The 14,948-nt window shown below is 48.0% G+C and carries 2 protein-coding genes; both read right to left on the reverse strand.

The window, feature by feature from the left end; translation table 11 throughout:
• Nucleotides 1-8,661 carry an amino acid adenylation domain-containing protein gene (locus V2H77_RS07565; RefSeq protein ID WP_341498319.1) on the reverse strand — a complete coding sequence of 2,887 codons (8,661 nt, stop codon included), beginning with the start codon at nucleotides 8,659-8,661 and terminating at the stop codon, nucleotides 1-3.
• Between the two features lie 3 nt (nucleotides 8,662-8,664).
• Complete coding sequence (locus V2H77_RS07570) at nucleotides 8,665-14,937, reverse strand: amino acid adenylation domain-containing protein (RefSeq protein ID WP_341498320.1); 6,273 nt, start codon at nucleotides 14,935-14,937, stop codon at nucleotides 8,665-8,667.
• Nucleotides 14,938-14,948 lie beyond the last annotated feature (11 nt).

Raw genomic sequence — 14,948 nt, forward strand, 5'->3', positions numbered from 1 at the left:
TTAAATTATATTGATATTATCCTTAATTGATAGCGTGTTGATTATTTCTGTGCTGATAATGGAAATAGCTTCAATAATATTTTCATGATAATAATCATTAAGCAATGTAATCACTAATGGATTGACTGCCCATTGGGAGATATTATTATCCGGTATCTTTATTATCAATTTACCCATAGCTAATTGAATTTCATCTATATAATATGGAGTTATTTGGCCAGCTTTAAATAGGGTAATATTGGTATGGGCTAATTTCCCGCTTAAATTGCAGTTGGTTATTCCATGTTCAAATGGTATTGCTGCCAGAACTTTATTAATATAAGTATCATTTGCTCCCATTTCCCGCAATTTTACAACAATAGGGCCATGTTTGCTTGATATATCTAAGTTATCTCTGAGCTCTTTTATCTCATCATTATTGATTATTGTATCTAACAAGAACAATTGAATTTCTTTTGCACCTAGCTGTTCTAATTGAAATGCAATCTCCATCGCTAATTGTCCACCTAATGACCATCCTAAGATACGAATAGGTTGATCAACAGAAGTTTCAGTCAGAATTAATTCCCTATAAATTTCAGCTATTTGGTGTAGTGAACCTATATGATTATCTGTACAGAGATTATAATTATCGATGCCTATGCAGTTATACGCACCAGATAAATTATTTGCCAGAAATTCATAGACTTCACTACCTGCATTAGCTGGATGAACCATAAACAACTTATTTGTTGCCGTTGATTTTGGTGTTAATAAATTAAGCAAGCTGGATTTTGTATTGCCTGTTTCCAGCCATTGGGATAATAGAGAAATGCATTTGCAGCTAAATAAAATATTTAAAGGAATATCAATCCCCATTTCATGGCGTATCGCTGTGGTCAGCTTAATTGCCATTAGGGAATTCCCCCCGATACGGAAGAAGTTATCATCAATACTCACCCGCTCCAGCCCCAGGACGGTTTGCCAAATGGCACAGAGCTGGGTTTCCAGCGCATTGCGGGGCGCCACGTATTCCTCTTTGTTTCCCCAGACAGGCTCCGGCAATGCCCTTCGATCCAGTTTGCCGTTCAGGGTCAGAGGTACCGCTTCAATACGGGTAAAGCTGGCTGGCACCATATAGTCTGGCAGACGGGAAGATAAGTGCCTGATGAGCTCATCGTCTGAGAATTTCCCTTCTGTCGCCAGATACGCTACCAGTACTTTATGGCCGTTATGCTCACGGTTAATTACCACCGCCTGTTTTACCCGTGGGTACAAAGCGAGTGCGGCTTCAATTTCGCTCAATTCTATGCGGTAACCGCGGATTTTGACCTGAAAATCATTGCGCCCCAGATATTCCAGATTGCCATCCGGCAGCCAACGGACTAAATCGCCGGTTTTGTACAGACGGGTATACCCTTTGGCCTTGTCTGTTGCGGTGGCAAAGGGATTCGCCACAAACCGCTCGGCGGTCAGTTCCGGCCGGTTCCAGTAACCCCGCGCGACTCCGGCGCCACCGATATACAGTTCTCCCGGCGCTCCGACAGGAGACAGATTGCCATGATTATCAAGAACGTAAAGGCGGGCGTTATTAATGGCTTTGCCGATATTGGTTGGGATGACTCCACGTTGATATATTTTTTCAGTCGCGCAGACGGTCACTTCGGTTGGACCATAAGAATTGTGGACAGCGCTATGACGGTTGAAATGTTCAAGCAAATCCAGAGAGGGGGATTCTCCTGCTGTCACTAATAACTGCAAGGAAGGTAAGTGCGAGCCAATTAACAGCTTCAATATTGCTGGCGGTAAGGCGGCTATTTCAATGCTTTCTCGTTGAATGAGTTTTTCAATTGCCTGAGCATGACGTTCTGTTTCGCTGCAAAGGTAAAGCGTCAGTCCATTAAATAAGCTGGGGAAGAGTTCGAAAACAGAGCCATCAAAAACATAGGCGGCAAACATTAAGGCTTTTGTTCTCTTTGCGGCATCAAAAATTTCAGCCTGTGCCGTTGCCATATGAGCCACATTTTTGTGTTCAATCATGACCCCTTTCGGCTGCCCGGTGGTGCCGGAGGTATAGATGATATAGGCCAAATCGGTTGATTTGCTTACCGGTACCGGATTGTCCACAGGCTGGCTTGTGGTGATTGTCGGGTCATCTGTTGCTATCAATATTGGTTGTTCTGTGCATGTTTGCGTGTCTTTCGCCAGCGTTGCCAGATACTTTTGCTGAGTGACGACACAGGGTGATTGGGTATCGTTCAAAATAAATTGAACCCTCTCTAATGGATATTCTGGTGAAATGGGCACATAAGCGCCACCGGCTTTCAATACCGCCAAAATACTGATGACCATGTCCAGACTGCGGTCGAGGTAGAGGGCTATGGGGGTATCAGCTTGCATGGGGACATTATGATGTTGCTGATAATGTTCACGGATAGCATAAGCCAGTTGGTTTGCCCGTTGGTTAAGCTGGCGGTAGGTGAGGGGTTCGCCTTCAAACACCAGCGCCACGTTATCCGGTGTTCTTTCCACTTGGGCTTCAAACAGTTGTTGCAGGGTTTTATCCTGCGGATAAGGCGCATCGGTCTGATTCCAGTGGTGCAGCAGGGTATGACGTTCTGCTTCGCTGAGGAAGGAAATTGACGTATGTGACTGGTCAGGATTGCATGCCGCCGCGTGCAGGATACGTTCAAGCTGAGCCAGTACGCGCTGTGTCTGTGCTTCTGTCAGCCAGTCTTTGCCATAACTGAATTTGATGATGAGGCTGTTATCGCGTTCATAGGCCATCAACGATACTGGATAATCCACTTTTTCGACGGACTGACGGAACGTCAGGGTATGTTCTATACCGGCGGGGTTTTCGCTTACCACGAGAGCAGGATAGTTTTCAAATACCAGCAGACTGTGGAATAACCGTTCCCCGTCGGATTGTAAACTGGCCAGTGAGACGGCGCTGTGGCTGTTGAGGGCAGCAATAGCCGTCTGGATATCTTGTAAGACCGTCGCTACACTGTCTGTTGGGCGCCATTGCACCATCAGCGGCAAAGTATTGATATATAAGCCAACACTGGATTCAATTCCCGCCACCGGAACATCTCGACCGGAGACGGTGGTACCGACAAGGGTCTGCTCATCTCCTGTGTAGCTGTGAAGTAACTTATGCCAGGCAAATTGCAAGACCACATTCAGTGTCACTCCTTGTGTCCGGCACATATTCTTAAGCTGTTCATAAGAGTTGCCTTGTACAGTGAGTAGTTGCTCAGCGGGTTTTTCAACGGTTTTTATCTGCGTTAAATCAACGCAATGACTTAGCAAGGGGGAAAAATCATTCATTCCGTGGAGTTGTGATTTATGTTTAGCCCAATAAGCCTCGGATTCTGCTTTATGATCCAGATAATATTGCTGAGTTGCCAAATAGGCTTTATCTACCACTATTTGGGGGACACGTTCTTGTGTCAGTTCGTTGTAATATTCATGCACAGTCTGCAATAAAATCGGGTTGCTCCAGCCATCGGTAATACAATGATGTTGCGTGATTAGCACCGTTACCAGATGTTCACTTTGTTTAATTAAGGTGAAGCGAATTAAACCGGGCTGACTTAAATCAAATGGCAGGGTACGGTCATGTTGTTGAATTGCTTCAATGGCGCTGTTCCATTCTTCTACCGGTAATTGACTGATATCTTTGATCTCGAAATTCGCCGAATGAATACTTGCGCCTTCCGTCACAACTTGTAATACCTCGTTTTCCCAGTTAAATGCCGTTCTGAGGATGGGGAAGCGTAGCGAGGCCAGCGCCCAGGCCCGCTGGTAGGCGGCGAGATCGAGTTGTGTGTGATAATCCAGCAACAGTTGTACGCGATAGGCATCATCTTGCGGCTGGGTCAGATGATGATAAATAAATCCTTGTTGCAAACTGGTGGCGGGGTACAGGGCTTCAAGCAGGTAGCGCTGTTGTAGCTGGCGTAGGAGAGAGATTGACAGCCCGTCAATACCATAATCACTGGGGGTTTTTATCCCGCCGACTTGCTCCTGTTGTTGACCAGCCATAATGACAACCTGGAGAGTCTGCTCAAATGCGGTGATAAATAGTTGTGTCTGAGTCGGTGTTAAGCGTGAACTGACACTGAATTGCAGCCTACCAGCTTGAATTAATCCATTAATATTGAGTAGTAAATGACTGTAGTTATCGTTTGCTATTACGTTTCCACAATAGTTGTTGGTCAGTGACCAGTTTTGCCCGATTGCTCCGCCCAATTGCCCAAGATAATTGAAGCTTATCGCTGGTAAATCCCCACTCAAATAGCCTGCCTGATGTAATGCCCCATAACCAATGCCTTTATTGGGCACGGTACGAAGCATCTCTTTGGTGTGAATGATGGTGTCTGCAATAGTTGTCTGCATTGCCAAACGAACGGGATATAGTGTGGTAAACCAGCCGATAGTTTCAGAAACATCCAGTCTGTTGTCGATACTCTCTCGACCGTGGCCTTCAAGCGTGATGTGGTTAACCGGTTGAGAAAAAACAGCTTGTAATGCCAGAGTGAGAGCGCTGAGAAGCAAATCATTGATTTCGGTTTTATAGCCAGCATTGGCCTCATGCAGCAGAATGTCGGTCAATTCGGCGGAAATGCTCAGCATGTGATGACTGATTTCATCTGAAGCGGTGTGTGAGAGATTTCCTACCATGACTTGCTGCCAGTAGGAAATTTCCTGTTGATGGCATTTTGCATAGTGATGGACCGCACTCACCCACTGACGATAACTACTGGTCTTTTCTGGCAGTGTTTCGCCCTGCAACAATCTGCGTATATCTTCAGCAATAATTCGCCAGGAAACTACGTCAATAATCAGATGGTGGAATGCGAAGAATAGCCGGGCGCTGCCATCCGTATATCCGGTCAGATGACCTGCTTGCCATAATGGCCCGCTGCAATAATCAAAGCCACTTTGCCATTGGGTTAGTTGTTGATGTAATGCTTCCTTATTTAATTCCCCGATATCACAGTGATGTAAAAGGGAATGTGAAGATGGTATTGCCGCGGAATAGTACTGACGGTAGCCGTTTTCGGTATCTATAAAACGGACACGCAACATATCGTGCCGTTTAGCCAGCATTATCAGGGCCTGTTCAATCTGTACGGATTTAATATTCCCGGGGATCTGAATCATAAATGCCTGATTCCAATGGTGTGGATGTGACCAATTCCAGTCGAAGAAGATTTGTTGGATAGGCAACAGGCTAAATTCCCCGCTTAACAATCCCTGCTCTGCGAGTATGTTAACGGTAGGTGATGAGAGTGCCAGTAGTTGGGCTAACCGGGCTATCGTTGGTGCTTCAAAAATTGATTTAACTTGGAGGGAAAAGCCCGCCTGACGCAGTTTTGACACCAGTTGGATACTGACAATGGAATCCCCCCCAATGCGGAAAAAGTTATCTTCAATGCCAATCCGCTCCAGCCCCAAGACGGCCTGCCAAATGGTACAGAGCTGAGTTTCCAGCGCATTTCGGGGCGCGACATAGCTGTCACGATCTCCCCAGATTGGTTCAGGCAGGGCGCGGCGATCCAGTTTGCCATTCAGGGTCAAGGGAACGGAGTCGATGCGGGTAAAGTTGGCTGGCAGCATGTATTCTGGCAGGCGGGAAGAGAGATGTTCAGTCAGGCTGGCATCAGACAGTTCCCCCGCTGTCACCAGATATGCCGCCAGTATTTTATGGCCGTTATGATTACGATCAATCACTACCGCCTGTTTGACCTGTGGGTGGGCAGTCAGGGCACTTTCTATTTCGCTCAGTTCAATACGGTAACCACGGATTTTGACCTGAAAATCATTGCGTCCCAGATATTCCAGATCGCCATCTGCTCGCCAGCGAACTAAATCGCCAGTTTTGTACAGACGGGTGTAACCGCGTGCTTTGTCTTCTGCGGTGGCAAAGGGATTCGCCACAAACCGCTCGGCAGTCAGTTCCGGCCGGTTCCAGTAACCCCGCGCGACTCCGGCGCCGCCGATATACAGTTCTCCCGGTGTGCCGACAGGAGACAGATTGCCCTGATTATCAAGAACGTAAAGGCGGGCGTTATTAATGGCTTTGCCGATATTGGTTGGGATGACCCCACGTTGATATATTTTTTCGGTCGCACAAACGGTCACTTCGGTCGGACCATAAGAATTGAGGACAGCGCTATGACGGTTGAAATGTTCAAGAAAATCTAGGGAGGGGCATTCTCCGGCGGTCACTAATAACTGCAAGGAAGGTAAATGCGAGCCAATTAACAACTTCAATATTGCTGGCGGCAAGGCGGCTATTTCAATGCCTTCTCGTCGAATGAGTTTTTCAATTGCCTGAGCATGACGTTCTGTTTCACTGCAAAGGTAAAGCGTCAGTCCATTAAATAAACTGGGGAAGAGTTCGAAAACAGAACCGTCAAAAACATAGGCGGCAAACATTAAGGCTTTTTTTCTCTTGGCGGCATCAAAAATTTCAGCCTGTGCTGCCACCAGATGAGCCACATTTTTGTGTTCAATCATGACGCCTTTCGGCTGACCGGTGGTGCCTGAGGTATAGATGATATAGGCCAAATCTGAGGATTTGTTTACCGATGCCGGATTGTCCACGGACTGGCCTGCGGCGATTGTCAGGTCATCCGCTGCTATCAGTACCGGTTGTTTTGCGCGTGTTTGCGTGTTTGTCGACAGTGTTGCCAGATACCGTTGCTGAGTGACGACGCAGGGTGATTGGGTATCATCCAAAATAAACCGAACCCGCTCTGATGGATATTCAGGGGAAATGGGGACATAAGCGCCACCGGCTTTCAATACCGCCAAAATACTGATGACCATGTCCAGACTGCGGTCGAGGTAAAGGGCTATGGGGGTATCAGCTTGCATTGGGACATTATGATGTTGCTGGCAGCGTTCACGGATCACATAAGCGAGCTGATTGGCCCGTTCATTAAGCTGGCGGTAGGTCAGGGATTCTCCTTCAAACACCAGCGCCACGTTATCTGGCGTGCTTTCCACTTGGGCTTCAAACAGTTGTTGCAGGGTTTTATCCTGCGGATAAGGCGCGTCGGTCTGATTCCAGCGGTGCAGCAGGGTATGACGCTCTGCTTCGCTGAGGAAGGTGATTGACGTATGTAACTGATCTGGGTTGCATGCCGCCGCGTGCAGGATGCGTTCAAGCTGACCCAGTACGCGCTGTGTCTGTGCTTCTGTCAGCCAGTCTTTGCCATAACCGAATTTGATGATGAGATTGTTGTCGTGCTCATAGGCCATCAACGATACCGGATAATCCACTTTTTCGACGGACTGACGGAATGTCAGGGTATGTTCTATACCGGCGGGGTTTTGGCTTACCACGGGGGCCGGGTAGTTTTCAAATACCAGCAAGCTGTGGAATAACCGTTCTCCGTCGGATTGTAAACTGGACAGTGAGACGGCACTGTGGCTGTTGAGGGCAGCAATAGCCGTCTGGATATCCTGTAAGACCGTCGCTACACTGTCTGTTGGATGCCATTGCACCATCAGCGGCAAGGTATTGATATATAGGCCAACACTGGATTCAATCCCTGCCACCGGAACATCGCGGCCGGAGACGGTGGTGCCGACAACGGTCTGTGTATCGCCTGTGTAACTGTGCAGGAGTTTATGCCAGGCAAATTGCAAGGCCACATTCAGCGTCACCCCTTGTGTCCGGCACATATTCTTAAGCTGTTCATAAGCGCTGCCCTGAATAATGAGTTCCTGTTCAGCCGGGTTTTCAATGCTTTTTATTTGCGCTAAATCGACACGGTGACTTAATAACGCAGAAAAATCATTGGCGCCCTGAAATTGGGCTTTGCGTGCCGCCCAATAGATGTCTGACTCAGCTTGATGGTCCAGATGATATTGCTGGGTTGCCAGATAAGTCTGTTCCACCACAATCTGGGGCTTTTGCCCTTTTATCAATTGGTTGTAATACTCATGCACAGCTTGCAATAAAATCGGGTTGCTCCAGCCATCAGTAATACAGTGATGTTGCGTGAGCAATATGGTGAATAATTGCTCACCCTGCCTGATGAGAGTGAAGCGGATTAACCCGGGCTGACTTAAGTTAAAAGGTAGGCTACGGTCGCGTTGTTGAATTTCGTCAATCGCCTTATTTTGGTCTTCTTTTGGTAATTGACTGATATCTTTGAACTTGAAGTTCGATGGCCCAATACTGGCGCCCGTTGTTACGATCTGTAATATTTTTCCTTGCCAATCAAATGCGGTTCTGAGAATGGGGAAACGCAATGAAGCCAGTGACCAAGCTTGTTGATAGACGGCAAAGTTGATATTGGTGTGATAATCCAACAGCAATTGCACACGATAGGCATCATCCTGTGGTTGAGTTAGATGATGATAAACAAACCCCTGTTGCAAGCTGGTGGCCGGAAATATCGTTTCAATTTTGTTTCTGGGGGAGACGACTGAACCATTCGCACCAGAATGATTTTCATTAAAAATAAAACTCTTAAAATCTTTTTCTGAAAAAATACTTTTTTTATTCAAAAAATCTAATATATTTTCTTTTCTCTGTTTAACCTTATTAATAAGTTGGGAGGGAGGTGTTTCTCCGGTGAACGCCAGTTTCAACTTATTCTCATAAACCCATACTGACATATGATTTTTATTAAGTTCTTTAAATAGCATCAACATTTTTTACACGTCCAAAATAGTTTTCTTTTCTGGGTGATGATCTGAATTTTCATGATTCATATGATCAAAACGATGAGTGAGCTGGTTTAGCTGTTCCATTGAAACGTCTTTAAACCCGTAATCACTGGGGGTTTTTATTCCTCCCAATTGAGCCTGCTTTTGACCAGCAGCAATGACGTTATTGAGTGCTTGCCTAAATGCCATGATAAACATCTCTGTTCGGGTTGGCGGCAAGCGGGAATCCACGCTGAATTGCAGTTTTCCCGCCTGAACTGCGCCATTAATACCCAGTAGTAAATGGCTGATATTTTTGCTGGCTAACACAGACCCGCAATCATCGTTGGTTATGGACCAATCTTGATGGCTGGCTCCTCCTAACTGACCAAGGTAGTTGAAACTGATGGTTGGTAGATCGCCAGTCAGGTATCCAGCTTGATGTAACGCACTGTAACCAATACCTTTATTCGGTACGCCACGAAGCATCTCTTTGGTGTGGATGATGGTTTCTGCAATATCAGTTTGCATTTCCAGGCGGACAGGGTACATGGTTGTAAACCAGCCAACGGTTTCGGAAAGATCTAATGTGTCGTCAATGGATTCCCGCCCATGTCCTTCCAGAATGATGTAGTTTACAGCTTGGGAGAAAGTCTCCTGTAAGGCCAGTGTCAATGCACTCAACAGTAAATCGTTAATTTCAGTGTGGTAACCGGTGTTGGCTTCATGTAGTAGCATGTCTGTCATTTCGGCAGGAATGCTTAACAGGTGCTGAGTAATGTTATTCAGCGCGGGTTTGGTGTCGTTTCCTGCTATTACCTGTTGCCAATAGGGTATTTCATCCTGATGCTGTTGTGCGTAATGATGGACAGCAGTGACCCATTGTCGATAACTACTGGTCTTCGGTGGTAAGGTCATCCCCTGTAATAACAGATGCATATGTTCAGCAATAATCCGCCAGGAAACGGCGTCAATAATCAGATGGTGGAATGCGAAGAATAGCCGGGCACTGCCATCCGTGTATCCGGTCAGATGACCCGCTTGCCATAATGGCCCGTTGTTGTAATCGAATCCGCTTTGCCATTGGGTTAGTCGTTGATGTAATGCTTCCTTATTTAATTTCCTGATATCACAGTGATATAGAAGGGAACATGAAGATGGCATTTCCTCGGAATAGCACTGACGGTAGCCGTTTTCGGTATCTATAAAATGGGCACGTAGCATATCGTGCCGTTCAGCCAGCATTATCAGAGCTTGTTCAATCTGTGCAGATTTGATATTGCCGGGGATCTGAATCATAAATGCTTGATTCCAATGATGTGGATCTGTCCAATTCCAGTCGAAGAAGGTCTGCTGGATAGGCAACAGGCTAAATTCCCCGCTTAACAATCCCTGCTCTGCGAGCACGTTAACGGTAGGTGATGAGAGAGCTAGCAGTTGGGCTAACCGGGCCACCGTTGGTGCTTCAAAAATTGATTTAACTTGGAGGGAAAAACCCGCCTGACGCAGTTTTGAGACCAGTTGGATACTGACAATGGAATCACCACCAATGCGGAAAAAGTTATCTTCAATGCCAATGTGTTTTAGCCCCAATACGTCTTGCCAAATGGTACAGAGCTGAGTTTCCAGCGCATTGCCGGGCGCGACATAGTTATCACGATTCTCCCAGATTGGCTCAGGCAGGGCGCGGCGATCCAGTTTGCCGTTCAGGGTCAGGGGCACGGCGTCAATAAAGGTGAAGCTGGCAGGCAGCATATATTCCGGCAAGCGGGAAGTGAGATGTCTAGTCAAGTTGTCATCGGACAGTTCCCCCGTTGTCACCAGATATGCAACCAGTACTTTATGGCCGTTATGATCACGGTCAATCACCACCGCCTGTTTTACCTGTGGGTGGGCTGTCAGGGCGCTTTCTATTTCTCCCAGTTCAATGCGGTAGCCACGGATTTTGACCTGAAAATCATTGCGTCCCAGATATTCCAAATTGCCATCCGGCAGCCAGCGGACTAAATCACCGGTTTTGTACAGACGGGTATACCCTTTGGCCTTGTCTGCTGCGGTGGCAAAGGGGTTTGTCACAAACCGCTCGGCAGTCAGTTCTGGTCGGTTTAAATACCCCCGCGCCAGCCCGGCGCCGCCGATATACAGTTCTCCCGGCGCACCGACAGGAGACAGATTGCTGTGGCTATCAAGAACGTAAAGGCGGACGTTATTAATCGCTTTACCAATGTTGGTTGCAGTATCCCCACGCTGATATTGCTTCCCTGTCGCGCAAACGGTCACTTCTGTCGGGCCGTAAGCATTCAGTATATCGTTGTGTTGGCTGAAATATTCAAGAAAATCTGGAGAAGGCGACTCTCCAGCTGTCACTAATAATTGCAGGGAAGGTAACTGAGCCCCAGTTAATAATTTCAGTATGGCAGGGGGTAAGGTGGCCATTTCAATGTTTTCCCGCTGAATGAGCTTTTCAATGGCGGGGCTATGACGTTCTGTTTCGCTGCAAAGGTAAAGCGTCAGTCCATTAAATAAACTGGGGAAGAGTTCGAAAACAGAACCATCAAACACATAGGCGGCAAACATTAAGGCTTTTTTTCTCTTGGCGGCATCAAAAATTTCAGCCTGTGCTGCCGCCAGATGAGCCACATTTTTGTGTTCAATCATGACCCCTTTCGGTTGGCCGGTAGTGCCTGAGGTATAGATAATATAGGCCAAATCCGAGGATGTGTTTATCGATGCCGGATTGTCCACGGACTGGCTTGTGGTGATTGTCGGGTCATCGGTTGCTATCAATATCGGCTGTTCCACGAGTGGCTGACTGTATGTCGTTAGCGTTATCACGTGTCGCTGTTGGGTCAATATGCAGGAAGCCGCTGTGTCAGCCAGAATAAACTGGACTCGCTCTGGTGGATATTCCGGTGAAATGGGCACATAAGCGCCCCCGGCTTTCAGCGCTGCCAGAATACTGATGACCATGTCCAGACTGCGGTCGAGGTAGAGAGCTATGGGGGTATCAGCTTGCAGAGGAACATTATGGTGTTGCTGACAACGTTCACGGATCACATAAGCCAGCTGGTTTGCCCGTTCGTTAAGCTGGCGGTAGGTGAGGGGTTCGCCTTCAAACACCAGCGCCACGTTATCCGGTGTCCTTTCCACTTGGGCTTCAAACAGTTGTTGCAGGGTTTTATCCTGCGGATAAGGCGCATCGGTCTGATTCCAGTGGCGTAGCAGGGTATGGCGCTCCTGAGCAGACAGGATATCAAGCCCCGACAGCGATTGTGTCTGGTCTGCCACGAATGCGGCCAGCACCCGTTGATAAATACCCGCCACTCTCACGATGGTGGCCTCAGCAAACAGGCTGACGGCATAGTTCAGACAACCGGTAATATCGGTTTGTCCATCAGATAAAAACAGACTCAGGTCAAACTTGGCCGGGCTGTATAACGGCTCATCCAGTGTCACCGGTCTGAACGGCAGACGATTGTCTGGCGGATTTTCGCCAAAGTTCTGCAACCCGAACATCACCTGAAAAATCGGATGACGGGCGGTGTCACGTTCAATATCCAGTGCTTCAATCAGTTGTTCAAACGGCATATCCTGATGGGTCTTGGCTTTAGTCACCCGCTGATGAGTCTGTTTAATTAGCTCTTCGACACTGGCGGTTTGTTGAAGTGGTAGCCTTAAGGCCAGTAAGTTAACCAACATCCCAATCAGAGGCTGGGTTTGGGCATGGTGGCGGTTATCCGTCGGCGTCCCCAGGACGATATCGTTTTGCCCGGACAATTTTGCCAGCGTGATATAAAAGGCACTGAGCAACACGGTGTACAGGGTGGTTTCCTGCGCTTTTGCCAGCGCTCTTAACTGTTCAGAAAGCCGGGTGTTCAGCACAAATTTGAAATCCTGTCCCTGATAATTCACCTGTGTGGGTCTGGGATAATCGGTGGGTAAGGCCAGTGATTCATAACCAGCCAGCGCCTGCCGCCAGTAAGTGAGCTGGCGTTCACGGACGTCGCCTTGTAAATAGCTCCGTTGCCAGGCGGCGTAATCGCCATAGGTAATCTCCAACGGGGGGAGCAAGCTATCACGGCCTTCCCGTAAGGAGTGGTAAATCTCTGCCAGTTCAGCCATAAAGATATTGATTGACCAGCCATCAATGGCGATGTGATGCCATAGCATTAATAAGTAGCGCCGGTCGGGAAGCTGATAGTGGCACAGGCGCAGGCTGGGTTCTGCGGTCAAATCAAACGGGGTAGCTATTTCAGCCCGAACTGTGTTCAACAGCGTGTCAGTATTTTCACAGGGCAGGTGCTGGATAACCAAATTCTTGTCCAGCTTCTGCGGGTAAATTTGCCCATCATCATCGTTGCGGTACACCATCTTCATGACAGCATGGCGTTCAGCCAGCCGGTTAATGGCGATTTCCAACCGGGGCAGACAGGCATCACTATCCAGCTCAACCAGATGGGGGATATGGTAGGTATCGGAACCTTGTTCAAACTGCTCGATAAATAGCATCCGCTCCTGAGCAAACGATAAGGGATAACGCTCCTGAGCCAAATGAGGGATAACCGTATAAATTTGTTGTTCCATCTGGGTTGCCAGGCCCGCGATAGTTTTCAGCGTAAACAACTGCGCCAGTGAAACTTCGGTTGCCAGCATACGGTGGATGGCGGCGGTTAGTCTGATTGCCGTCAGGGAGTTGCCCCCGATGTGGAAGAAATTATCCTTAATACCCACCCGCTCCAGTCCCAAAACATTCTGCCAAATGGCACATAGCTGGGTTTCCAGTGCATTGCGGGGGGCTACGTATTCCTCTTTGTTTCCCCAGACAGGCTCCGGCAATGCCTGCCGATTCAATTTGCCGTTCAGGGTCAGTGGTATGGATTCAATACGGGTAAAGCTGGCCGGCAGCATGTAGTCCGGCAGGCGGGAAGTGAGATGCCTGGTCAGGTTGTCATCGGACAGTTCCCCCGTTGTCACCAGATACGCAACCAGTACTTTATGGCCGTTATGATCACGGTCAATCACCACCGCCTGTTTTACCTGTGGGTGGGCTGTCAGGGCACTTTCTATTTCTCCCAGTTCAATGCGGTAGCCACGGATTTTGACCTGAAAATCATTGCGTCCCAGATATTCCAGATTGCCATCTGCTCGCCAGCGGACTAAATCGCCGGTTTTATACAGACGGGTATAACCGAGTGCTTTGTCTTCTGCGGTGGCAAAGGGATTCACCATAAAACGCTCGGCCGTCAGTTCCGGCCGGTTCCAGTAACCCCGTGCGACTCCGGCGCCGCCGATATACAGTTCTCCCGGCGCACCGATAGGAGACAGATTTCTGTGGCTATCAAGAACGTAAAGGCGGACGTTATTAATCGCTTTACCAATGTTGGTTGCAGTATCCCCACGCTGATATTGTTTCCCTGTCGCGCAAACGGTTACTTCTGTCGGGCCGTAAGCATTCAGTATATCGTTGTGTTGGCTGAAATATTCAAGAAAATCTGGGGAAGGTGACTCTCCAGCTGTCACTAATAATTGCAGGGAAGGCAATTCGGTACCAGTTAATAGTTTCAGTATGGCGGGTGGTAAGGTGGCCATTTCAATGTTTTCCCGCTGAATGAGTTTTTCAACGGCGGGGCCATGACGTTCTGTTTCGCTGCAAAGGTAAACTGTATGACCATGAAGTAGGCTGAGGAATAACTCGGAAACCGAGGCGTCAAAGACATAAGCAGCAAACATTAAGGCTTTTTTTCTCTTGGAGGCATTAAAAAGCTCTGTCTGTGCCGCCACCAGATGAGCCACATTTTTGTGTTCAATCATGACCCCTTTCGGTTGGCCGGTAGTGCCTGAGGTATAGATGATATAGGCTAAATCCGAGGATGTGTTTACCGATGCCGGATTGTCCACGGACTTGCTTGTGGTGATGGTTAGGTCATCCACCGTTATTAATACCGGTTGTTCTGCGCATGTTTGCGTGTTCGTCGCCAGTGTTGCCAGATACCGTTGCTGAGTGACGACGCAGGGTGATCGGGTATCGTCCAAAATAAACCGAACCCGCTCTAATGGATATTCCGGTGAAATGGGCACATAAGCGCCCCCGGCTTTCAGCGCTGCCAGAATACTGATGACCATGTCCAGACTGCGATCGAGGTAGAGGGCTATGGGGGTATCAGCTTGCATAGGGACATTATGATGTTGCTGATAACGTTCACGGATCACATAAGCCAGTTGGTTTGCTTGTTCGTTAAGCTGGCGGTAGGTGAGGGATTCACCTTCAAATACCAGCGCCACGTTATCCGGTG

Source organism: Photorhabdus sp. P32 (assembly GCF_038085095.1).
Lineage (GTDB): Bacteria > Pseudomonadota > Gammaproteobacteria > Enterobacterales > Enterobacteriaceae > Photorhabdus > Photorhabdus luminescens.

Bases quoted from the DNA above. Each gene is read 5' to 3' on its own strand.
- V2H77_RS07565 (WP_341498319.1), bottom strand. From the start codon at position 8,661: ATGTTGATGCTATTTAAAGAACTTAATAAAAATCATATGTCAGTATGG.